At 72.6% G+C, this 20,631-nt stretch carries 17 protein-coding genes and 1 riboswitch; of the genes, 4 read left to right on the top strand and 13 right to left on the bottom strand.

Annotation, left to right across the window (positions count from 1 at the left end; genetic code table 11):
* Positions 1-16 precede the first annotated feature (16 nt).
* The 3 genes from DNL40_RS00815 to DNL40_RS00805 are packed head-to-tail and all read left to right on the top strand — an operon-like array spanning position 17 to position 3,062.
* Positions 17-1,087, top strand: coding sequence for a permuted SH3 domain-containing protein (locus tag DNL40_RS00815; RefSeq protein ID WP_111249338.1), 1,071 nt, complete (start codon positions 17-19; stop codon positions 1,085-1,087).
* On the top strand, positions 1,084-1,878 hold the full coding sequence (locus DNL40_RS00810; RefSeq protein ID WP_111249337.1) for an ABC transporter ATP-binding protein: 795 nt from the start codon (positions 1,084-1,086) through the stop codon (positions 1,876-1,878). Before DNL40_RS00815 ends, DNL40_RS00810 begins: the two co-directional genes overlap by 4 nt.
* Positions 1,875-3,062 (top strand): ABC transporter permease, encoded by a 1,188-nt coding sequence (locus DNL40_RS00805; RefSeq protein ID WP_111249336.1) that lies wholly within the window; start codon positions 1,875-1,877, stop codon positions 3,060-3,062. Before DNL40_RS00810 ends, DNL40_RS00805 begins: the two co-directional genes overlap by 4 nt.
* 108 nt (positions 3,063-3,170) lie before the next feature.
* Here the strand turns inward: DNL40_RS00805 and DNL40_RS00800 are convergent, their stop codons facing one another.
* From DNL40_RS00800 to DNL40_RS00755, 10 genes are all read right to left on the bottom strand, one after another.
* Complete coding sequence (locus DNL40_RS00800) at positions 3,171-3,998, bottom strand: exodeoxyribonuclease III (RefSeq protein WP_179950880.1); 828 nt, start codon at positions 3,996-3,998, stop codon at positions 3,171-3,173.
* A 95-nt stretch (positions 3,999-4,093) separates the two neighbouring features.
* The gene (locus tag DNL40_RS00795; RefSeq protein WP_111249335.1) at positions 4,094-4,573 is read right to left on the bottom strand and encodes a VOC family protein; all 480 of its coding nucleotides are present in this window, start codon (positions 4,571-4,573) and stop codon (positions 4,094-4,096) included.
* Positions 4,574-4,690: 117 nt separating this feature from the next.
* Positions 4,691-5,572, bottom strand: coding sequence for a bifunctional methylenetetrahydrofolate dehydrogenase/methenyltetrahydrofolate cyclohydrolase (locus tag DNL40_RS00790; protein ID WP_111249334.1), 882 nt, complete (start codon positions 5,570-5,572; stop codon positions 4,691-4,693).
* A gap of 11 nt (positions 5,573-5,583) precedes the next feature.
* A complete protein-coding gene (glyA, locus tag DNL40_RS00785; RefSeq protein ID WP_111249333.1) occupies positions 5,584-6,873 on the bottom strand; it encodes a serine hydroxymethyltransferase in 1,290 nt (429 codons plus the stop codon).
* Between the two features lie 83 nt (positions 6,874-6,956).
* Positions 6,957-7,078: riboswitch (ZMP/ZTP riboswitch) on the bottom strand.
* Positions 7,079-7,093: 15 nt separating this feature from the next.
* Positions 7,094-7,843, bottom strand: a complete 750-nt coding sequence (locus tag DNL40_RS00780; RefSeq protein ID WP_111249332.1) for an ATP-binding cassette domain-containing protein — start codon at positions 7,841-7,843, stop codon at positions 7,094-7,096.
* Complete coding sequence (locus DNL40_RS00775; protein WP_425450740.1) at positions 7,840-9,033, bottom strand: ROK family transcriptional regulator; 1,194 nt, start codon at positions 9,031-9,033, stop codon at positions 7,840-7,842. Before DNL40_RS00775 ends, DNL40_RS00780 begins: the two co-directional genes overlap by 4 nt.
* Before the next feature lie 81 nt (positions 9,034-9,114).
* Complete coding sequence (gene mmsB / locus DNL40_RS00770; RefSeq protein WP_111249330.1) at positions 9,115-10,293, bottom strand: multiple monosaccharide ABC transporter permease; 1,179 nt, start codon at positions 10,291-10,293, stop codon at positions 9,115-9,117.
* Positions 10,290-11,849: a multiple monosaccharide ABC transporter ATP-binding protein gene (mmsA, locus tag DNL40_RS00765; RefSeq protein ID WP_111249329.1), complete on the bottom strand. Its 1,560-nt coding sequence runs from the start codon at positions 11,847-11,849 to the stop codon at positions 10,290-10,292. Before mmsA ends, mmsB begins: the two co-directional genes overlap by 4 nt.
* 114 nt (positions 11,850-11,963) lie before the next feature.
* Positions 11,964-13,118, bottom strand: a complete 1,155-nt coding sequence (gene chvE, locus DNL40_RS00760; RefSeq protein ID WP_111249328.1) for a multiple monosaccharide ABC transporter substrate-binding protein — start codon at positions 13,116-13,118, stop codon at positions 11,964-11,966.
* Between the two features lie 296 nt (positions 13,119-13,414).
* Positions 13,415-13,930: a GNAT family N-acetyltransferase gene (locus DNL40_RS00755; protein ID WP_111249327.1), complete on the bottom strand. Its 516-nt coding sequence runs from the start codon at positions 13,928-13,930 to the stop codon at positions 13,415-13,417.
* Positions 13,931-14,000: 70 nt separating this feature from the next.
* Here DNL40_RS00755 and purU point away from each other — a divergent pair, with 70 nt between their 5' ends.
* Complete coding sequence (gene purU, locus DNL40_RS00750) at positions 14,001-14,912, top strand: formyltetrahydrofolate deformylase (protein ID WP_111249326.1); 912 nt, start codon at positions 14,001-14,003, stop codon at positions 14,910-14,912.
* Between the two features lie 18 nt (positions 14,913-14,930).
* Here the strand turns inward: purU and DNL40_RS00745 are convergent, their stop codons facing one another.
* The 3 genes from DNL40_RS00745 to DNL40_RS00735 form a co-directional block, all read right to left on the bottom strand.
* Positions 14,931-15,521, bottom strand: a complete 591-nt coding sequence (locus DNL40_RS00745) for a DUF4190 domain-containing protein (RefSeq protein ID WP_111249325.1) — start codon at positions 15,519-15,521, stop codon at positions 14,931-14,933.
* A 171-nt stretch (positions 15,522-15,692) separates the two neighbouring features.
* Positions 15,693-19,448, bottom strand: coding sequence for an ATP-binding cassette domain-containing protein (locus DNL40_RS00740; RefSeq protein WP_111249324.1), 3,756 nt, complete (start codon positions 19,446-19,448; stop codon positions 15,693-15,695).
* Positions 19,449-19,533: 85 nt separating this feature from the next.
* Positions 19,534-20,523: a malate dehydrogenase gene (locus tag DNL40_RS00735; RefSeq protein WP_111249323.1), complete on the bottom strand. Its 990-nt coding sequence runs from the start codon at positions 20,521-20,523 to the stop codon at positions 19,534-19,536.
* Positions 20,524-20,631 lie beyond the last annotated feature (108 nt).

Below are 20,631 nucleotides of genomic sequence, written 5' to 3'. Positions count from 1 at the left end.
GAAGCGAGGAGCCGCAGTGGGCGTCACCCGCACGTACGTCTTCCCTGCCCTGCGCATCGCCATCTGGGCCGTCATCGCGGCCGCCCTGGTGGTCATGGCGTTCCGAGGGGCAGAGCTCGACCAGGCCGACGCCCTGCAGCCCACGGGCGAGATCACGCAGTCGGTGATCGACGTCGGCACCGGCACCGTCACGAACGCCGTGACCGTGCCCGCCTCCGTCGTGGCCGACCCGCCCGTCGAGGTCAAGGCCACCGCCGCCGGCGTCGTGTCGAAGATCTCCACGCCCGACGGGCCCGTCGCCGCCGACGCCGTCATCCTGGTCATCAAGCAGGAGACCCCCCGCGACCCGCTGGTCCGCACCGACCCGGAGACCGGCGAGCAGACCGTCACCGAGCAGAAGCCCAAGGTGACCTACACCTCCGTCAAGGCCCCCATCGCCGGCACGCTCGCCTCCTCGGTGCTCGTCGACCAGCAGGTGTCGGTCGGTGACGTCGTCGCCAAGGTCAGCCCCGAGTCGCTCTCCGTCCAGGGCCAGCTCACCGCCGACCAGCAGTACCGGCTCGTCGGCGCGGCCGGCGACGCCCAGGTCACCCTCAAGGGCGGCCCGGCCCCCTTCACGTGCGGCAACCTGCGCATCGGCAGCACCCCGCAGCCCGGCGGAGAGCAGCCCCCGGCCGGCGAGCCCGGCGCGTCGGCCACCGGCACGGTCGCCTGCTCCATCCCCGGTGACGTCACGGCGTTCCCGGGCCTCGGCGCCGAGATCGAGATCGTCAACGGCACCGCGGACGACGCCGTCGTCGTGCCCATCAGCGCCGTGCTCGGCTCCGCGCAGACCGGCAAGGTGTGGGTCGTGGCCTCGGACGACGCGGAGCCCGAGGAGCGCACCGTGACGCTCGGGCTCACCGACGGCAGCCAGGTACAGATCGCCGAGGGCCTGGCCGCGGGCGACCGCATCCTCGAGTTCACGCCCATCCCGGACGCCACCGAGGCCGGGCCCGACTGCTCCGACACCGACGCCTACGACCAGGCCGCCATGGACGGCGACATGAGCGCCGTGCGCGCCTACGAGGAGGCCTGCTTCGGATGAGCACGCCGACCGTGACCGACGGGCCGCCCCTCGTCGAGCTGCACGGCGTGACCCGCCACGTGCAGCTCCCCAACGGCTCGACGCTCGAGATCCTGCGCGGCATCGATCTGTCCGTGGCCCCCGGTGAGCACGTCGCCGTCGTCGGGCGCTCGGGCACCGGCAAGTCCACGCTGCTCAACATCCTGGGGCTGCTCGACTCCCCCACCCACGGTGACTACCTGCTCGAGGGCACGCCCATCGGGCGGCTCGGGTCCCGGGCCCGTGCCCGTCGGCGCGGCGACGACTTCGGCTTCGTGTTCCAGCAGTTCAACCTGCTCGCCGGGCGCACGGCGGTCGAGAACGTGGCAGCGCCGCTGCTGTACGCCCGCGGCCGCAAGTTCTGGCAGCGCAAGCGGCTCGCCACCCAGATGCTGGAGCGCGTGGGTCTGGGCGAGCGCCTCGACACGATGCCCGAGAAGCTCTCCGGCGGCGAGCAGCAGCGCGTGGCCATCGCCCGCGCCCTGGTGCGCGGCCCCCGCGTGATCCTGGCCGACGAGCCCACAGGAGCCCTCGACGTCGACACCGGCCGGGCGGTCATGGACCTGCTCGACACCGCAGCCGCCGAGACCGGCGCCGCGCTGGTGACCATCACGCACGACCTGGCGATCGCCGCGCGTGCCGACCGGCAGTTCCGGCTCGCCGACGGCGTGCTCGTGCCGATCCACCTCGACGCGCCCGGCCCCGTCATCGAGGCCGCGGCCGCCGTCGGTGCGACCGTGCCCGCCGCACCCGCCCTGGGGGCCGGCGCATGAGCGGCCTGGTCGGCGCGGTCGTCGAGGCGTGGGACGAGCTGCGCATCCACAAGGTCCGGGTGCTGCTCGCCCTCGTCGGCGTCGCGGTCGCGGTCACCGCCATCACCGGCATCACCGCCGCCGTCTCCATGCTCGGCCAGGCGATGCAGGAGTCCAGCGACCGCGACCAGGGCCGTCCCACCACCCTGACCGTCTACGGCTGGAACTCCACGGGCGAGCTCGACCCGCTCGCCTTCGACCAGGCTGTCGACGAGCTCGCCGAGCGTTACAAGATCTCCTACCACTCGGTGCAGGCGAACCAGCAGCTGCCCGTGCGCTCCGGCGCCTCGGACACCTACGTCCAGCTCACCGTCGTCGACCCGAGCTACTCGGTGATCACCCGTCTGGTCACGGACGGCGGCCGATGGTTCACCGACCGCGACGCCGAGGCGCTCGGCCCGACCCTCGTGGTCAACCAGCCGTTCCTCGACCAGCTCACCGACGGCAGGCCGGTCGATGCGCACCCGCAGGTCACCCTCGGCGGCGACACCGCGGTGCAGGCCACCGTGATCGGCACCGTCCCCGTGCGCTGGGAGCAGGAGGGCCCCATGGCCTACATGCTGTTCGACCAGGCCGCGCGGTGGCTGCCCGACCTGGTGCGCGACCAGCAGTACAAGATCTGGGTGCCCACAGAGCTCGACGAGGACCTGCAGGCCGTGCTGCGGCGTGACCTGACCGCGATGCTGCCCGGCATGCACGCCGAGGTGCAGCTCCCGTGGGACTCCGGGTTCGGGCTCGACTCCGCGACCCGGTGGGTGGTGCTGGGGGTCAGCGGCTTCGCCCTGCTCCTCGGCGGCCTCGGGCTGCTCAACATCGCCCTCGTCACCGTGCGCTACCGCATCCGGGAGATCGGCATCCGCCGTTCCTTCGGCGCCACGGGCAGCCGCGTGTTCTTCGGCGTGCTGATGGAGTCCGTGGTGGCGACGTTCGTGGCCGGGCTCGTCGGCGTCGTGCTGGCCGTGGCGATCGTCAAGAACATCCCGGTCGAGCGCGTCTTCGGCACGGCGCTGCAGGACACTCCGCCCTTCCCGTTCACCGCAGCGCTGGTGGGCATGGCCTGCGCGACCGGCGTCGGCGCTCTGGCCGGCCTGGTCCCGGCGATCTACGCGGTGCGCGTCAAGGTGATCGACGCGATCCGGTACTGACCCTGCGACGACCTCGGGCCCGCACCTCCGGTGAGGAGGAGCGGGCCCGACGTCGTCCCTGGGACGCCCCGAGGGCTGCCCCCGCGTCTCCCCGGGAGCGCGGGAGGATCAGAGCTCGTAGGTGGCGACGAGCGGCGCGTGGTCGCTCCAGCGGCCCTCGTACGTCTCCGCCCGATCGACCTCGACCTTGACGGCCTTGGGCGCCAGCGCCGGGTTGGCGAGCTGGTAGTCGATGCGCCAGCCCTTGTCGTTCACGAACGCCTGGCCGCGCCACGACCACCACGTGTAGGGGCCGGGGCCGTCGCCCGCGTGCGCCCGGCCGACGTCGGTCCAGCCCTGCTCGTCGAGCCAGCGGTCCACGTAGGCGCGCTCCTCCGGCAGGAACCCCGCGCTCTTGAGGTTGCCCTTCCAGTTCGCGATGTCCACGTTCTGGTGGGCGATGTTGAGGTCGCCGGCCACGAGCGCCGGGGTCTCGGCGGCCACGAGCTCGGCCATGCGTGCCGTCACCTTCTCCAGGTGGGCGTACTTGGCGACCATCGTGTGCTCCTCCCCCGGCTTGGTGGAGCCGGAGTGGAGGTACGCCGAGACCACCGTCAGCAGGCCGCCGTCAGGAAGCTCGACGTCGGCCTCGACCCAGCGGCCCGTGTCGACGGCCGGCTCCGGGCCACCGTCGGGCGTGTGCGCGCCGAGCCCCACGCGGACGGCGTGCAGCGGCAGGCGGGAGGCGACGGCGACGCCGGCACGGCCCTTGATGTCGCAGCACTGGTGGATCACGTGCCAGCCGTCGAGGTACTCGTCGACGATCTCGTCGGGGGCGCGCACCTCCTGCAGCAGCAGCACGTCCGGGGTGCGGGCGGCGATCCACTCCCCCATCCCCCGGCGGTAGGCGGCACGGATCCCGTTGACGTTGGCGGTGGCGACGACCAGTTCAGGCACCCGCAGATTCTGTCATCCCGCACCGACACCCCGTTGTGGGCGGGAGACTCGCCGCAATCCCGCCGGGATTGCGGCGAGTCTCCCGCCCACAACCGTCAGGCGGCGCGGTGGGCCGCCTCCAGCGCCGCGACGTCGATCTTGCCCATCTGCAGCATGGCCCGCACGGTCCGCAGGTTCGCAGCGGTCGAGTAGTCGCCGCACAGCTCCTCGAGCTGGCGCGGGACCACCTGCCACGAGACGCCGAACCGGTCGGTGCACCACCCGCACTGCCCTGGCTCCCCGCCGTCGGCCGTGAACAGCTCCCAGTACCGGTCCACCTCCTCCTGCCCGTCCACCAGGAGGTAGAACGAGAACGCCTCGTCCAGCCGCAGGTCCGGCCCGGCGTCGAGGAACGTCACCGGCACGCCCGCCACCACGCCCTCGATGACGAAGGGCTCGCCCGCCGTGGTCCCGGGGACGCCGTCGGGTGCCGTCAGCACCCGGTCCACGCGCGACCCCGGCACGTGCTCCGCGTAGAACCGCGCTGCCTCCAACCCCTGCCTGTCGAACCACAGGTGCACCCGTACGCTCACCATCGCCCCGCCCTCCCGTCGCCCAGCACCGTCAGTGCTCTGGTGGACGACGCCGCACCCCGGGACTCATCGCCGCCCGCCCCGGCACGAGACCGGCCGCGTCACGAAGGGCTCGTGGGGTCAGACGGCGAGGCGCTCCGCCGTGTCGACGACGTTGGCCAGCAGCATCGCCCGCGTCATGGGCCCCACCCCGCCCGGGTTGGGCGAGTACCAGCCGGCGACCTCGCGCGCGGCCGGGTCGACGTCACCCACCACGCGAGACTTGCCGGTCTCCGGGTCCGTCTCGCGGGAGACGCCGACGTCGATGAGCACCGCGCCGGGCTTGACCATGTCGGCGGTGACGATGCCCTGGACGCCCGCGGCGGCCACGACCACGTCGGCCCGCCGCACGAGCGCGGGCAGGTCCTGGGTGCCGGTGTGGGTGAGCGTCACCGTGGCGTTGACGGCCTTGCGCGTGAGCAGGAGCCCGATGGGCCGCCCGACGGTGACGCCGCGGCCGAGCACCACGACCTCCTTGCCCGCGAGCGACACCCCGTGCCGCTCGACGAGCTCGATGATGCCGCGCGGCGTGCACGGCAGCGGGGAGGTGATCTCCTCCCCCACGCGCAGCACGAGCCGCCCGAGGTTCGTCGGGTGCAGGCCGTCGGCGTCCTTGTCGGGGTCGACGAGCTCGAGCACCCGGTTGGTGTCGATGCCCTTCGGCAGCGGGAGCTGGACGATGAACCCGGTGCAGGCCGGGTCCTCGTTGAGCCGGCGCACGGCCGCCTCGATCTCCTCCTGCGTGGCGTCGGCGGGCAGGTCCTCGCGGATCGACTCGATGCCCACCTCGGCGCAGTCGCGGTGCTTGCCCGCGACGTACCACTGCGAGCCCGGGTCGTCACCGACCAGCAGGGTGCCCAGGCCCGGCGTGACGCCCCGCTCGCGCAGCGCGGCCACCCGCTCCTTGAGCTCGGCCTTGATGGCGGCGGCGGTGGCCTTGCCGTCCAGGATCTGTGCGGTCATCGCCGGCCCCCTCAGTACTGCTGGAGCTCGGGGTACAGCGGGAAGTCCGCCGTGAGCCGCTCGACCCGGGCGCGCAGCGTCTCGACGTCGGCCGCGGCACCGTCGCGCAGGGCGACGGCGATGATGTCGGCCACCTCGGTGAACTCCTCGTCGCCGAAGCCGCGCGTGGCCAGGGCGGGCGTACCGATGCGCAGGCCCGAGGTGACGCGCGGGGGGCGCGGGTCGAACGGGACGGCGTTGCGGTTGACGGTGATGCCCGCGTCGTGGAGGAGGTCCTCGGCCTGCTGGCCGTCGAGGGCGGACTCGCGCAGGTCGACGAGCACCAGGTGCACGTCGGTGCCGCCGGTCAGCACCGAGACCCCGGCGCCCGCGACGTCCGGCTGCGAGAGGCGCTCGGCGATGATCCGGGCACCGCGCAGCGTGCGCTCCTGACGGTCCTTGAACGCGTCGGAGCCGGCGATCTTGAACGCGACCGCCTTGGCCGCCACGACATGCATGAGCGGGCCGCCCTGCTGGCCCGGGAACACCGCGGAGTCGATCTTCTTGGCCCACTGCTCCTTGCTCAGGATGAAGCCGGAGCGCGGGCCGCCGATGGTCTTGTGCACGGTCGAGGAGACGACGTCGGCGTGCGGCACCGGGGAGGGGTGCAGGCCCGCGGCCACCAGGCCCGCGAAGTGCGCCATGTCGACCCAGAGCTTGGCGCCGACCTCGTCGGCGATCTCGCGGAACGCGGCGAAGTCGAGCTGGCGCGGGTAGGCGGACCAGCCGGCGATGATCACCTCAGGGCGGTGCTCGAGCGCCTTCTTGCGGACCTCGTCCATCTCGATCCGCATCGACTGGGGGTCCACGCCGTAGGCGCCGACGTCGTACAGGCGGCCCGAGAAGTTGATCTTCATGCCGTGCGTGAGGTGGCCGCCGTGCGCCAGCTCCAGGCCCAGGATGCGGTCCCCGGCGGTGGCGAGCGCGTGCAGCACCGCAGCGTTCGCCTGGGCGCCCGCGTGCGGCTGCACGTTGGCGTGCTCGGCGCCGAACAGCTCCTTGGCCCGGGCGATCGCCAGGTTCTCCGCGACGTCGACCTGCTCGCAGCCGCCGTAGTACCGCTTGCCCGGGTACCCCTCGGCGTACTTGTTGGTGAGCACCGAGCCCTGCGCCTGCAGCACGGCCCGGGGCACGAAGTTCTCCGACGCGATCATCTCGAGCGTGCCGCGCTGGCGGGCCAGCTCGCCGTCGAGCACCGCGGCGATCTCGGGGTCGACGTCGGCGATGCCGCCGGTCAGGAGGGGGTCGGGGGTGTGGCTCATGGGGCGTCTCCCTGGCTGCGTGGGACCGCAGCGGACGCGCGCCGCTGCGAGGGACGGTGGACGGACGTGACACGTAGGTCCACGACACGGGCCCAGGCGAACGACCCGTCGTCGTCATACAGCGTGTCGCTCCCCGGTGGTGACCCACCTGCCCGGCCCCCGCCCTCGGGCGGGGAACCGGCGTGCGCCAGTCGCGACGGGTCCAGGGTAACGCCTCCGGTCACAGCGAGGGAGAACCTGCACCCGTGATCGCGGCGAGGATCTCCTCGTGGCTGGCGTCGCCTCGGAACGACCCGTTGTTGCGCCCGTGCCGCAGCACCTCGACCCGGTCGGCGACGGCGCGCACGTCGTTGAGGTTGTGGCTGATGAGGATCACGCCCAGCCCCATCCCGCGCAGCCGCTCGATGTGCGTCAGCACCTCGGCGGTGTGGGCCACGGACAGCGCCGCCGTCGGCTCGTCCAGCACCACGATGCGCGGGTTGCCGATGACCGTGCGGGCGATCGCCACGGCCTGGCGCTGGCCGCCCGACAGGTGCCGCAGCGGGGTGCGGATCGAGGGCACGCGCACCGTCAGGTCGCGCAGCAGCGCCCGCGTCTCCGTCTCCATCTGCCCCTCCTGGAGCAGACCCGCGCGGTTGTACATCTCCCGGCCGAGGAACACGTTCGCGGTCACGTCGAGGTTCTCGCACAGCGCCAGGTCCTGGAAGACGCTCGCCACACCCAGGCGGTTGGCGGCGGACGCCGACGGCAGCGTCACCGGCGCCCCGTCCATCTCGATCAGCCCCGAGTCCGGCTGCAGCACACCGGCGATCACCTTGGCGAGCGTCGACTTGCCGGCCCCGTTGTCGCCGACGAGCGCGACGACCTCGTGCGCGTGCACGTCCAGGTCCACACCTACCAGCGCCTCGACGGCCCCGAAGTTCTTGCTGATCTGGCGTAACGCCAGCAGCGGCGTCCGTCCGGGCGTCACTGGTTCCCCCTGCCGTCATCGGCGTTCTCGAACACGTCCGTGGACTGGAGCGCGAGAAGGATCGCGCCCATCAGCTCGGCCTGCGTCCCCAGCGTCGCGGACACGACCTCGAGCGGCACGAACTGGCTGAGGAGCGTACGCCGCCGGACGGCCTCGCGCACGGGTCCGAGGAAGATCTCACCCGTCTCGGCGAGCTCCCCGCCCACCACGACGCACTGCGGGCTGAGCACCGTGGCCAGGTTCGCGACGACGGCCCCCACCGTCGCACCGGCGTCGGCCACGATCTCCCGGCACCCCGGGTCCCCCGTCTCCGCGAGCTGGACCAGGTCACGCAGCGTGAGGTTCCCGTGGCTCGTGGCGAGCGGCTCCAGGAGGGCCGGCACGCCGACCACCGTGTCGAGGCAGCCACGGCTCCCGCACCCGCAGATCCGCCCGCCGGGGTCGACCTGCACGTGGCCGAGCTCCCCGGCCGTGCCACCGACGCCCCGGTGCACCCGGCCACCCAGTACCACCCCCGCCCCGACGCCGTGCGACACGCGCACGTACAGCGAGTCGTGGTACGCGCGCGCCGCACCCACCGTGCTCTCGGCGAGCGCACCCAGGTTGGCGTCGTTGTCCACGAAGACGGGCCGCGCCAGCCGCTTCTCCAGCACCTGGGCCACGGGCACGCCGTCCCAGCCGCGCAGCACCCCCCGCACCGAGAGCAGACCCGTCGAGGCGTCCACGGGCGTGGGCAGGCCCAGCCCGATGGCCACGAGCTCCTCGAGGTCCGCACCCACGCGCTCCAGGAGGTCGACCACCAGGAGCGCGGCACGGTCCAGGCTCGTGTCGGGGCGGTGCTCTGCCGGCAGGGGCAGGGTCTGCTCCGCCAGCACCTCGTGGGTCACGTCCGCGATCGCCACGCGCATCTGGCGGTATCCCACCACCACGCCGGCCACGAGCCCCACCCGGTGCGCCAGCGTGACGAGCTGGGCGCGGCGGCCCGAGCGCACGGCCGGGCGCACCTCCACCATGCCGGCGCCGAGCAGCTCCTTGACGATCGTGGACACCGTGGCCGCCGAGAGACCGGTGGCACCGGTGAGCTCGACCTGCGTCAGCCCGCCGTGCCGTTTGACGGCCTCGACCACGCGCGCGCGGTTCGCCTCGCGCAAGGACGACTGCGAGCCAGACATGGGCAGTCGTCCTCTCACGCGGGAAGTGTAGGAGAAGAACGACGCGCGGGTGGGTGGCACACCACCCACCCGCGCGTCACGGGAACCTCGCCCTGAGGGTCAGCGCACGACCGAGGCGCGGCGCTTGTTCCAGATGTCGAAGGCGACGGCGAGCAGGAGCACGAGGCCCTTGACCACCTGCTGCATCGACTGCGGCACACCCATGAGCTGCATGCCGTTGGACATGACCGCCATGATCAGACCACCGATCATCGCGCCGCCCACACGGCCGACACCACCGGTCGTCGAGGCGCCACCGATGAAGCAGGCGGCGATGGCGTCGAGCTCGAACATGTTGCCCGCGCTCGGCTGGGCGCCGTTCATGCGCGACGAGTACACGACACCGGCCACCGAGGCCAGGAAGCCCATGTTCACGAAGATCCAGAAGTAGACCTTCTTGACCTTCACGCCGGACAGCTCCGCCGCGTGCCGGTTGCCGCCCACCGCGTAGACGTGGCGGCCGAACACCGACCGCTGCGTCACCAGGCCGTAGATGATGACGAGCGCGGCCAGGATGATCAGCACGAGCGGCAGGCCACGCGAGCTGGCGAGCTGGTAGCCGAACCACATGACCACGGCGGCCACGATCACGAGCTTGACGACGAACAGCGGCAGCGACTCGACGGTCTGCTGGTAGGCGATCTTGCCGCGGCGCGTGCGCCACTGGCTGACGCCGTAGCCGACCACCGCGATGCCGAAGATCACCAGCGTGAAGACGTCGACGCCGTACCCGCCGAGCAGCCCGTTGAGGAAGCCGTTGGCGACGTCGTAGTAGTTGCCGCCGAACGGCGAGAGCGACGCGTTGTTCAGGACCAGGTAGGTCAGGCCCCGGAAGAGGAGCATGCCCGCCAGCGTCACGATGAAGCCGGGGATCCCCACGTAGGCGACCCAGAAGCCCTGCCAGGCACCCACGAGCAGACCGACCGCGATGGCGGCCAGGACGCCCACCCACCAGGGCATGCCGTTCCTGATGACCAGCACCGCGCTGACCGCACCCGTGAGCGCGACGACCGAGCCGACCGACAGGTCGATGTGCCCCGCGACGATGATCATCAGCATCCCGATCGCGAGGATCAGGATGTAGGAGTACTGCAGGACGATGTTCGTCAGGTTGGTCGGCGAGAGGAAGTTCGGGTTCAGGATGGCGAAGAAAGCGACGATCGCGACGAACGCGACCATGATGCCGCTCTGACGCATGTTCCGGGTGATCATGTCCCGGAGCGAGTCGATGGCGTTCATGAGACGTAGTCCTTCGTGGGCAGAGGCTGGTCGCGTTCGATGGTCATGAGCTCCATGAGGTTCTCCTGAGTCGCCTCGGAGACAGGGAGCTGACCGGTGATGCGCCCGAACGCGAGGGTGTAGACGCGGTCGCAGATGCCGAGCAGCTCGGGCAGCTCGGACGAGATCACGACCACCGCCTTACCGGCCGCGACCATCTTGTTGATGATCGTGTAGATCTCGTACTTCGCGCCGACGTCGATACCGCGCGTCGGCTCGTCGACGATCAGCACGTCCGGGTCGGTGTAGAGCCACTTGGACAGCACGACCTTCTGCTGGTTGCCGCCCGAGAGCTGACCGACGACCGACATGACCGTCGGGGTCTTGATGTTGAGGCTCCCGCGGTACTCGTCCGCGACGCGCAGCTCCTCGTTCCCGTTGACCCAGCCGCGAGGGGCGAGGTTGCCGAGACCGGCGAGCGAGATGTTGCGACGCACGTCGTCGATGAGGTTGAGCCCGTAGCCCTTGCGGTCCTCGGTGGCGTAGGCGATGCCGTGCCGGATGGCGTCGGAGACGGAGCCGAGCTTGATCTCCTTGCCGTCCTTGTAGAGGTGACCCGAGATGTTGCGCCCGTACGAGCGGCCGAAGATGCTCATCGCGAGCTCGGTGCGCCCGGCGCCCATGAGGCCCGCGATGCCGACGACCTCGCCGGCGCGCACGTTGAACGACGCGTTGTCGATGATCTTCCGGTCGGCCTGGGTCGGGTGGTACACCGTCCAGTCCTCCACCCGCAGCACCTCGTCACCGATCACGCTGGTGCGCTCCGGGTAGCGGTGCTCGAGGTCACGCCCGACCATGCCGCGGATGATGCGGTCCTGGGTCGAGGCGGGGTCGGACATGTCGAGGGTCTCGATCGTCTGACCGTCACGGATGATCGTGGTGCGGTCCGCGATGTCCGCGACCTCGTTGAGCTTGTGCGAGATGATGATGCAGGTGATGCCCTGCCCCTTGAGGTGGCGGAGCAGGTCGAGCAGGTGCTCGGAGTCGTTGTCGTTGAGCGCGGCGGTCGGCTCGTCGAGGATGAGCAGCCGCACCTCCTTCGACAGCGCCTTCGCGATCTCGATCAGCTGCTGCTTGCCGACGCCCAGGGCGCCGACCGGCGTCACCGGGTTCTCGTCGAGGCCCACGCGGGCGAGCAGCTTGGCCGCCTCGGCGTTCGCCTTGTTCCAGTCGACGAGCCCGGCACGGCCCTTGACCTCGTTGCCGAGGAAGATGTTCTCCGCGACAGACAGGTACGGGACCAGGGCGAGCTCCTGGTGGATGATGACGATGCCTCGCGCCTCGGAGTCGTTGATCGACCCGAACCGCGCGGTCTCGCCGTCGAAGACGATCTCGCCGTCGTAGCTGCCGTGCGGGTACACGCCCGACAGCACCTTCATCAGGGTCGACTTGCCGGCACCGTTCTCCCCGCAGATGGCGTGGATCTCGCCGCGCTCGACCGTGAGGTTGACGTTCGACAAGGCCTTGACGCCGGGGAACTCCTTGGTGATGGAGCGCATCTCCAGGATCGTGCTCATGCGCCCTCGTCCTTCCTTCCGGGTACGCGGCCGGCCCGGGACGGGCCGGCCTGGGGCGAGACCTGCCCGCCGCCGCCTGGGCGACGGGCAGGTCCGCTCCGGGGTGGGATCAGGTCAGCGGGTCTGGCCCGACTCGACCTCTTCCTGCGTGTAGTACCCCTCGTCGATCAGGACGGGCTGGATGTCGTCCTGGAACACCGTCTCGACCTCGAGGAGGTAGGACGGGACGACCTTCACGCCGTTGTCGTACGACTCGGTGTCGTTCGCCTCGGGCTCGTTGCCCTCGACGAAGGACTGCGCGGCCTTGACGGCCTGCTCGGCGAGGAGGCGGGTGTCCTTGAAGATGGTCGAGGACTGGACGCCGTCGTGGATCAGCTTGACCGAGGCGATGTCGGCGTCCTGGCCGGTGACGACGGGGAGGCCGTCGGCGAGGGTCGGGCCCATGCCGGCGCCCTGGAGGCCCGTGATGATGCCGCGCGAGAGCACGTCGGCCGGGGAGAGCACGCCGTGCAGCTCGGTGCCGCCCGAGTACGTGGAGGTCAGCAGGTCCTCCATGCGCTTCTGCGCCCGCTCCTGCTCCCAGCGGAGCGTGGAGACCTGGTCGAAGCTGGTCTGGCCCGAGGGGATGACGAGCGTGCCGTCGTCGATGTAGTCCTTCAGGGTGTCCATCGCGCCGTTGTAGAAGAACGTCGCGTTGTTGTCGTCCGGCGAGCCGGCGAACAGCTCGATGTTGAACGGGCCGGTGGCGTCGGTGCGCTCGCCGTTCTCGTCCAGGACACCGAGGCCGGTCAGCAGGGCGTTGGCCTGCGCGACACCCACCGAGTAGTTGTCGAACGTGGTGTAGAAGTCCACGTTCTCGCTGTCACGGATGAGGCGGTCGTAGGCGATGACCGGGATGTTCGCCGCCGCGGCCGACTCGAGCTGGCTCGTGAGGGCGGTGCCGTCGATCGAGGCGATGATCAGGACGTCGACGCCACCGGTGATCATCGAGTCGATCTGCTGCGTCTGGACCGGGATGTCGTCGTTGGCGAACTGGAGGTCGACGCTGTAGCCGAGGTCCTCCAGGCCCTTCTTGACGTTGTTGCCGTCCTGGATCCAGCGCTCGTACGTCTGGGTCGGCATGGCGACACCGATCTTGACGTCGTCGTCGCCGTTGCCCGCAGCACCGCCGCCACCGCCGGCGCCCGCACCGCCGCCACCGCAGGCAGCGAGCGTGAGGGTGAGGGCGGCGCCAGCGGCGACCACGCCCATCTTCTTGCCGAGTCGCATCGTCGCGCTCCTTCTCGTCGTCGAGGATCTCGGCGGCGCCGATCGCCGCCGTCCCAGACACAGATTGCTGCGTTCGACATCCGAAGTCAAAGCCTGGGAGGGGTTTGCACCCATAACGATCTGGTCACAGCACGACGACCGGGTGGTGGCCCTGGTCACGCGGGCGGCCCAGGGGGCAGCCGGTCGGGAACGTTCTCTTCGGCCGCCGAACCCAAGACGGCTCAAGGCCGCTCGGGCCGGCGCGTCGCCCCCCGCCCCAGGTCAGGACGGGCGCCGCTGCCCGCCCGAACGGCGCGTCAGGCGTGGGACTCGTTGCGCGCCTCGACCTCGTGGAGCACGCGCCGCAGGTAGGTGTACGTCAGCTCGCCCGCCGCGTCCTCGAACTGCTCCTCGAACCCGTGCTTCGTGTACATCGTCAGGTTCTGCTTGGAGTCCTTGCCGGTGAAGGCCCACACCTCGGTGACCTGCTCGGGCAGGTACGGCAGGATCGCGAAGAGCAGCGACGTGCCGATCCCCTTGCCCTGCTGGTCCGGGGCCACGGCCAGGCGGCCCAGCGTCGCCCGGTTGCCCTCCAGCTCCACACGGATCGAACCCACCAGGCGGTGCCCCTCCCACGCGCCGATGGTCACGACGTCGTCACGGGCCAGGTCGTCGCGCAGCTCCGCCAGCGTCTGCGTCAGCGGGGGGATGTTCGGGTCGCCGTACTGCTGGGCCTCGGTCACGAAGGCCGCACGGCGCAGCGTCAGCAGCTCGCCGGCGTGCGCGTCCTCGAGCAGCTCGATCCGGGTGGCGTCGGCGGGAGCGTCGTTCATGCGTCCATCGTTCCAGACGCCGACCCCGCCGTGCACTCCCACGCCGTACCGTGTTCTCGTGAACGCCCCCATGCACGAACCCCCGCACGGCTCCGCACCGCACGCCACCACGGCCCCCGGCCCGCTGACCGCCGCGGGCACCACCGAGTGGGTCCTGACCGTCTCCTGCCCGGACGGACCGGGCATCGTCGCCGCGGTGACGGGGGCGCTGGCCGCGCGGGGCGACAACATCACCGAGTCCCAGCAGTTCGGCGACCCGGCCTCGGGCCTGTTCTTCATGCGCGTGCAGGTCGAGACGACCGCCACCCGCGAGGAGCTGGTGACCGCGCTGACCCCCGCGTTCGACAGCTTCGGGATGACCTGGGAGCTCGACGTCGTCGGGCGCCGCGTGCGCACCCTCGTCCTGGTGAGCAGGGCCGCGCACTGCCTGGTGGACCTGCTCTACCGCGAGCGCTCGCAGGGCATGCCGATCGACGTCGTCGGCGTCGTGGGCAACCACGAGGACCTGCGCGACATCGCGGAGTTCTACGGCAAGCCGTTCCACCACGTGCCCGTCACCAAGGACACGAAGGCCGCCGCGGAGGCACGCCTGCGCGAGCTGGTCGACGAGCTCGACGTCGAGCTCGTGGTGCTCGCCCGCTACATGCAGATCCTCTCGGACGAGCTGTGCCGTGACCTCGCGGGCAAGGTCATCAACATCCACCACTCGTTCCTGCCCTCCTTCAAGGGCGCACGGCCCTACGCGCAGGCGCACGACCGGGGCGTCAAGCTGATCGGCGCCACCTCGCACTACGTCACCGGCGACCTCGACGAAGGCCCCATCATCGAGCAGGACGTCGAGCGGGTGGACCACTCCCGGGCCGTCGCCGACCTGGTGTCGATCGGCGAGGACGTAGAGCGCCGCACGCTGGCCCGCGCGGTGCGGTGGCACGCCGAGCACCGGGTGCTCCTGGACGGCCACCGCACCGTCGTCTTCCGCTGACGCGTCGCTGGCGGTACGTCACTGGCAGTACACGGAGATCCCGTCGACCTGGTGCGTGCCCGGGCCGAGGTCGTTGCACATCTCCGTGTACTGGTTGAGCCCCACGACGAACGCGAAGGCCGCCACCGCCAGCAGCACCGTGCCGATCGCGCCGAGCACGATGCCGGCGACCGCGAACCCGTTGCCCCGACCGGCCTTGCGCGAACGGATGAGCGCCACGATCGACACCACCAGGCCGACCACGGTGAGCGGCCCCAGCAGTGCCAGCACGAAGCCCGCGATGCCGAGCCCGCGGCCGGGGTCGGCCGGCGCCGCCTGCCCGGGGCCGGCCGGGTACGGCTGCTGACCGTACGGCGGCGCACCGGTGGCCCCGTACCCGGCCCCGGGGCCGTCTGCAGAGGGCTGGCCGTAGGCGGGCGGCTGCGCGTACGACGGCGGGCGGCCGTCGGCGGGCGGGCCGCCGTCGGCCGGCGCCGGCTGCCCGTGCGGCGCGGGCCGGCCGTACGGCGACGGCTGGCCGCCGTCGGGCTGACTGCCGGCGTGGCTGCCGTGAGCGTCGTCGGAGCCGGGCTGCCGGCCGTGCTGGGGGCCGGGCTCGGGCGTGGTCATGGGCGTCCTCCCTCCGGTCGGGCACGACCTGCCGCCGCGCCCTCCCTGGAATCTGCCGCATGCGGGCGCCGCCCGCCCGGCGAGCCGCGCCCCTGGCACAGCACGGCGGGCGGGGCGGGCGACCTCCGTGCCCGTCGTCGCGCGCCGTGCAGCTGGCCCCCCTGTCCGAGGTCAGCCGGCCAGGTGACCCCACCGCCCCGCCAGCTCTCGCCACGGCCCGACGGCGGCCACCTCGCCGTCCTGCAGGACGACGACGCGGTCCGCCCGCGCGAGCGCGGCCCCCTTCGAGGTGGCACCCACCACCGTGGTGCCGCGCGAGCGCAGGGACTCCCACAGCTCGATCTCGGTCCGGGCGTCGAGCGCGCTCGAGACGTCGTCCGCCAGCAGCAGCTCGGCCTCCGTGGCGAGCGACCGGGCGAGCGCGAGCCGCTGCACCTGACCGCCGGAGAGGCGGACGCCACGGTGCCCCACGAGCGAGTCCGGGCCCCCCGCCTCGGCGACGTCGCTCTCCATGCGCGCCGCCTCGAGCGGACCCGCCACGTCGCGCGCGTGGTCGAGCCGCACGTTCTCCGCGAAGGTGCCCGACAGGACCCGCGGTACCTGGGCCACGTGGGCGACCTGCCCGGGGCGCAGGAAGGTCTGGGCGTCCCGCACGTCGGTGCCGTTCCAGCGCAGCTCGCCCGTGTGCTCCACCAGCCCCGCCAGCACGGACAGCAGGCTCGACTTGCCCGAGCCCACCTGTCCGAGCAGCAGCACCAGCTCACCGCGCTCGACCGTGAGGTCCACACCGCTGACCCCGATCGTGCCGTCGTCGTGCAGGGCCGACAGCCCGCGCAGCTCCAGGCGCTCGAGACGCTCGCGCCGGCCGGGCACGGGCGCGGGGGCCGCACCGGTGGACAGGTTCACCGAGTCGGGCAGGCGCACCAGGTCCGCCCCGTCGGCGAACCGGCTCGTGGCCCGCTGCCACGCACGCGTGCCCGGCGCCTCGGTCACGACGGCGCCCGCGACGGTCCCGAACCAGCCGAAGCCCGTCACCGCGCCCGCCACCATCAGCGTGGTGGCCAGGTCCCACGAGCCCTCGAGCAGGGCGAACCAGGCGGCCACCACACCGAGCTGGATCGTCACCGTGGGTACGCCGTCGAGCACGGCCTGCACGCGGTGCTCGAAGATCGCGGCGTCCACACGCCCCCTGTCCACCTCTCTCAGGTGCGCGTGCACCTGAGGAGTGCGGGCGGCCAGCTTGACCGTGCGGGCGGCGTCGAGGGCCGAGACCAGCGCCCGCCCGAACCGGGCGCGAGCCGCCGAGGACCGCGCAGCAGACCGGCCGGCCACCGGACGCCCGAGCGCCGAGGCCAGCGCCGAGACCACCATGACCGCCAGCAGCACGGCGCCCGCCTGCCACGACCAGGCCAGCAGCGCCGTCGTGCCGGCGACCGCCAGGCCGTTGACGAAGTCGACCCACCGGTCGGCGTACCGCACGAACCGGTCGGCGTCCATGGCGCGCGCGACGATCTCCCCCGGCGGCGTGGCCGGCAGCCGGTGCTGGTGCGTCTGCCCGGCCATGACCGCCATGCGCACCCGCAGGAGCACCTCGATCCACCAGCGCGGGTAGACGTAGATCGCCCACGCCAGGCACAGCGGCGCGACGACCAGCAGCACCACCATCGGGGCGACCAGGGGCGCGGTCGGCTCCCCCGAGCGCAGCGCCTCCACGGCCCGCCCCCACAGGAACCCGGTCACCGCGCCCTGGGCCGAGAACAGGCTCGCGACGAGGAACAGCATCGCGCCGAGCAGGCCCCAGCGGGGCGTGACCCTCAGCTGGTGCACGACTCCGCGGGCCAGGCTCAGCCCGTCCCCGGGCTCGTGCCGGCGCGGCGGCGGTCCCGTGCGACGGCGCGCCCCGACCTGGGCGGCCGCCTCGTCCCCCTTCCTCGGGGCGCCCGGCGAGCGACCCTCGTCCGCGCTGCCCCCGTGCCCGGCGGCGTCGGCAGCCGTCGCCGTGGTGCCGGCCGCCTCCACGGTGGCGGCGGCCGACGCCGTCGAGGCCTCCTGCACGACAGCGCTGCCCTCGACGCTCCCGCCCGTCACGGCGCTGCCGGTGAGCACCGCGCCGTCGGCAGCCGGCCGCACGTGCTCCTGTCCCGCCTCCTGGCCACCGTCCTGGGCGGCGACGTCGTCGATCACCCCGGAGGCGCTCGCCTCGAGCAGGGTGCGGAACGGCCCGGGGACGCGCGCGAGCTCGGCGCGGGGCCCCTGCTGGGCCACCCGCCCGTGATCGAGCACCACGACCAGGTCGGCCCGCTCGATCGTGGACAGGCGGTGCGCCACGAGCACGCCGGTGCGCCCGCGCAGCAGCCGCTCGGACGCGGCGACCACGCGCGACTCCGTGAGCGGGTCCATGCGCGCGGTCGCCTCGTCGAGCACCACCAGCTGCACGTCCCGCACCAGCAGCCGTGCGAACGACACGAGCTGTTCCTCACCGGCCGAGAGGCGGGTGCCCCCCGGGCCCAGGAGCGTCTCGAGCCCCTCGGGCAGGCTCTCGACCCACGCCTCGAGCCCCAGGTCGCTCACGGCAGCCTCGACCGCTCCCGGCGCGACGTCCGCGAACAGGGTGACGTTCTCGCGCAGCGTGCCCGCCAGGATCTCCGTGCGCTGCGTGACCACGCCCACCGTGGCGCGCAGGCGCTGCAGGTCCAGGTCCCGCACGTCCGCTCCCCCGACGAAGACGGTGCCCGGGGCCGGCTCGACGGCGCGCGACAGCATCGAGGCGAGAGTGGACTTGCCCGACCCCGTGCGGCCGACCAGGGCGACGGTCGCGCCGGCGGGGACCGTCACGTCGACGTCCTGCAGGGCGAAGCCCCCGCCCTGGCCGTACGAGAAGCTCAGGTCGCGGACCTCGAGGTCGAGCGGTCCCGTGGGGACGTCGTCCCCGCCCACCGGCTCCGGCTCGACGTCGAGCATCTGCCGCAGCCGCGTGACGGCGCCCAGGCCCTCCTGGATGTCCGGCAGGTGGTGGATGAGGTTGTCGGTCTGGCCCACGAACGTGGCCGTGATGAGGAACAGGGTCACCAGGCGCGCGACCGACAGGTCCCCGGCCGTGGCCAGCGCGACACCCGTGACGGCGACGCCGGCCAGCAGCGCGTGCAGCAGCACGCCCGTCTGGCGCAGCAGCCGGTTCTCCACCACGAGCACACGGCCGAACCGCTCGTGCACCCGCGCGGACAGCTCCGCGAGGCGGCGGACGGCGAACGCCTGCCCCAGGCTGGTGCGCAGGTCGTCGCGGGCGGCCACGGCCTCCTCGAAGGCTGCCGCGTGGTCGGTCCAGGCCTTCTCCTCCTCCACCTTGCGGCGGGCGATCTCCCCCAGGTGCGGCCGCGCGAGGAGCGCGGCCACGGCACCGAGCACGGGGAAGAGGAACCAGGCGGGCCACCACGTCACGCCCGCCACGACCCACATGGGCACCACACCCACGACGGTGCGCCCGGCACCCCACAGCTGGCGCCGCACCAAGGTCCCCACCGCGTGCGTGTCGTCGTCGACCCGGTCGAGCACCTCGCCCGCGGCCTGCTCGTTCAGGGCGGCCAGCGGCTGGCGCAGCGCCGCCGTCAGCAGGTCCGCCCGCAGGCGGCCCTCCGCGCGGTCGACCACGCCCGCCCACGCGACCTGCCCCGCCGTGTCCAGGAGCGCGCCGCCCACGACGACGGCAGCCAGCAGCGCGAGGGTCGTCAGCGCCGGGTGCTCGGCCATCTGGCCGGCAGCCACGGTGCCCAGCGCCTGACCCACCGTCCCCGCGGCGAGCGCGAGCAGGGCGAGCACGGCCACCGGCCCCGCCAGACGGCGCCAGTCGAGGCGCCGCGACGGGTCGGCGGCGAGCGGTTCACGAGCGGCGGGCACGTCGGTACCGGGAGCCGCGGAGGTCTGGATCATCGACGCCGACCCTAAGCGGCTGCGGTGACATTCCTCGCAGGATTTTCCGCACCGGCGCCCGCACGGCGCGCACCGCGAGGGCGGCTCAGACCAGGCCGAGCGCCCGCACGGCCTCGCGCTCCTCCAGCAGCTCCGCCACGGACGCGTCGATCCGCTCGCGCGAGAACGGGTCGATCTCCAGGCCCTCGACCACCGACCAGTCCCGGCCGTCGGAGGTGACGGGGAACGAGCTGATCAGCCCCTCGGGCACCCCGTACTCGCCGGTGGACCAGATCCCCGCGCTCGTCCAGTCGCCCTCGGGCGTGCCCGCGTACCAGTCCCGCACGTGGTCGATCGCGGCGTTCGCAGCCGACGCCTGGGACGACGCGCCGCGGGCCTCGATGATCGCGGCGCCCCGCTTGGCGACCGTGGGGATGAAGTCGTCGGTGAGCCACCCCCGGTCGGCGGCGAGGTCTGAGCCCGGCCGGTCGCCCACCTGGGCGTGGAAGAGGTCCGGGTACTGGGAGGCGGAGTGGTTGCCCCAGATGCTGAGCCGGCGCACCTGCGCCACCGGCACCCCGGCGCGCCGGGCCACCTGGGACAGCGCCCGGTTGTGGTCCAGCCGTGTCATCGCGGTGAACCGGCTCCGCGGCACGTCCGGCGCGCTCGATGCGGCGATCAGCGCGTTGGTGTTGGCCGGGTTGCCGACCACCAGGACACGCACGTCGTCCGCCGCCACGTCGTTGATCGCCCGGCCCTGCGGCCCGAAGATCCCGCCGTTGGCCTCCAGCAGGTCGGCACGCTCCATCCCCTTGCCGCGCGGGCGCGCACCCACCAGGAGCGCGACGTTCGCGCCGTCGAACGCCGTGCGCGGGTCGTCGGAGACGTCCACGCCGTCGAGCAGCGGGAACGCGCAGTCGTCGAGCTCCATCGCCACCCCCTCGGCGGCCTGCACCGCCTGCGGGATCTCCAGGAGCCGCAGGCGCACGGGGGTGTCAGGGCCCAGCAGCTGGCCCGCGCCGATGCGGAACAGCAGCGCGTACCCGATCTGCCCGGCGGCCCCGGTGACGGTGACGGTCACGGGTGAGGTGGTCATGGGGACACTCTGGCGCAGGTCCGGGCACGGCGCGAGGGGTCGGCCCGGTCCCGCGGCCTGTCAGGGCACACCCTGTCGTCACCCAGTCGCGGCCTGTACCGTGCCCCC

The sequence above is a fragment of the Xylanimonas oleitrophica genome, assembly GCF_003244315.1.
In the GTDB taxonomy this organism is placed as follows: Bacteria; Actinomycetota; Actinomycetes; order Actinomycetales; family Cellulomonadaceae; genus Xylanimonas_A; species Xylanimonas_A oleitrophica.
The sequence above is the reverse complement of the archived record's forward strand: the minus strand, read 5'-3'. Positions and strand labels throughout refer to the sequence as shown.